Origin of the sequence: Membranihabitans marinus (assembly GCF_019802045.1) — a bacterium.
In the GTDB taxonomy this organism is placed as follows: domain Bacteria; phylum Bacteroidota; class Bacteroidia; order Chitinophagales; family Saprospiraceae; genus Membranihabitans; species Membranihabitans marinus_A.
The window spans coordinates 1-1,332 of record NZ_JAHVHU010000043.1 but is presented as its reverse complement, the minus strand read 5'-3'; the positions used below and the strand labels follow the sequence as shown (position 1 = coordinate 1,332).

Below are 1,332 nucleotides of genomic sequence, written 5' to 3'. Positions count from 1 at the left end.
ACTAGATAGACTTCAGCGTATTGAATCGGCTGAGGCCTTCTTTCGGTATCTTTAAATTAAGAAAATATTTTGAGAAATAACAATATAAATACTTGGATTAGATCATAGTATCTGTCAGGTTATGGGTGAGGTAGCGTTTGTGCGGGCGCTTTTAAACGCTGACAGGTCTTTATGAAACATCCTTAACTATTGGCATAAAGAAAACTATCTTTTCCCAAAAACATTTTCTCCCAGACGCTCGTATGTTTACCCCGAGTTGAAAAAGAGCTAATATATTGTTAGATTCTGATTTTTATAAACAGGAAAGAAAGCATGGGATTAGCAACCAAACGAAGATAGCAATTAATGCATATCGCCTGACAGATTTTGCACCCATGCCTTTCTTCTCTTCTCAGAGCTTGAATAGTATCAAAAGAATAGACCAAGTCGTCTATATCTAGCATTTTTACGAGTCAAAGCGTTGAAGAGAATTTCTTTCCATAAAAATAATACTTTATGTCAAAGTTAATCATTGGTCTTGACATTGCCAAAGATGATTTCAAGGCCTGTATTCAATCACAGATGCCTGACGGAGAAATTAAGATCAAAGGTAGCCGGACGTTTAAAAACACCTCGGTAGGGTATGCTGAGCTTGTGGAATGGACAGAAATGCGTATTAAGACTTATCATGATTTCATCCTTTTCGTAATGGAAGCTACCGGTGTTTATTATGAAGATCTGGCTTACTATTTATATGAAAATGATCATCACATCAGTGTATTGTTGCCAAACAAAGTAAAACACTTCACCAAGAGTCTGAATATAGTATCCAAAACGGACAAAATAGATGCCCGTATTATTGCTCAGATTGGCATAGAACGAAAGCTGAAATGTTGGAAGCCTATGTGTCCTCAGTACAAAGAACTCAAAGCATTGAACAGAAAAAGGCTCTCTCTGGACAAAGAAAAGAAACGGGCTAAGAACCAGCTTCACGCTATGAATCACGCACATAAGACATCTGAATCTGTGATTGGGGTGACAAAAAAACAAATTGAATTTTATCAACATCAGATCCAGGTTCTGGAAGAGCAGGTAGAAGCTGTCATAAAATCAAATCCGGAGCTGGATTAAAAGATTAATAAAGTAGCTACTATAAAGGGAGTAGGACGTACAACAATCATCACAATTCTGTGCGAGACTAATGGATTCCATATGGTGCGAAATATCAGACAGCTGGTCAGTTATGCTGGCTTGGATATCGTGTTTAATGAATCCGGAAAATTCAAAGGAAAAACAAGAATTTCCAAACGAGGAAATAACAGAATAAGAGAATGTCTCTACATGCCGGCACTG

The 1,332-nt window shown here is 37.4% G+C and carries 2 protein-coding genes; both read left to right on the top strand.

The annotated features are described in order from the left end of the window. Positions 1-495: 495 nt before the first annotated feature. Positions 496-1,110, top strand: a complete 615-nt coding sequence (locus KUV50_RS19295) for a transposase (protein WP_222581848.1) — start codon at positions 496-498, stop codon at positions 1,108-1,110. 3 nt (positions 1,111-1,113) lie between these two features. Then, on the top strand, positions 1,114-1,332 hold a 219-nt coding region (locus tag KUV50_RS19825), incomplete at its 3' end, for a transposase (protein ID WP_222581849.1).

Bases quoted from the DNA above. Each gene is read 5' to 3' on its own strand.
- KUV50_RS19295 (WP_222581848.1), top strand. From the start codon at position 496: ATGTCAAAGTTAATCATTGGTCTTGACATTGCCAAAGATGATTTCAAG.